Here is a 463-nt window from a genome sequence, read left to right as displayed (position 1 = left end):
ATCCAGACTTGATCATGTCCACCTTCTATGAATACCGCATGCTGAATCTCCTGGCTCGGTATGGCCTGTCTGAGAATGGCATAAGGATGCTCAGAGCTTTCGAGGATTTCAAGACAAACCGACTTGATGAAGCTGGGCTTAGCCGTCAAATTCGATTTTCATCAGCAAACCGTGCTGCCCTTCTCGACACTCTGGAAAAGTGTATTGATGTCATGAGTAAGGACAAAAAGGAGACTCGACACTGTGTAGCTATTATTAAAAGCTGCACAGAGATGATCACAATTGCATGTAGGTCTCCCCATTGTTTTAACTTCCCATTATCCTCCTGTTCAACTTTTCCTCTTTCCTCTTCCCTCTTTCCCCTTTGCAAATTTCCAAAGAGTAGTATATTTCTTAATTCCAAAGCACACAGCACAAATTTACTACGCCCCTTCCTTCCAATGTTATTCAACCTATCTACCCC

At 43.2% G+C, this 463-nt stretch carries 1 protein-coding gene; it reads right to left on the bottom strand.

Going from position 1 to position 463, the window contains the following annotated elements:
- Positions 1 to 145: 145 nt before the first annotated feature.
- Positions 146 to 463, bottom strand: a 318-nt coding sequence (locus tag D7V77_RS45420; protein ID WP_233597580.1) for a hypothetical protein, incomplete at its 5' end; no start/stop codon positions are given.

The sequence above is a fragment of the Corallococcus sp. CA041A genome (assembly GCF_003612075.1).
GTDB lineage: Bacteria > Myxococcota > Myxococcia > Myxococcales > Myxococcaceae > Corallococcus > Corallococcus exiguus.
This window is presented reverse-complemented; position numbering and strand designations above follow the sequence as displayed.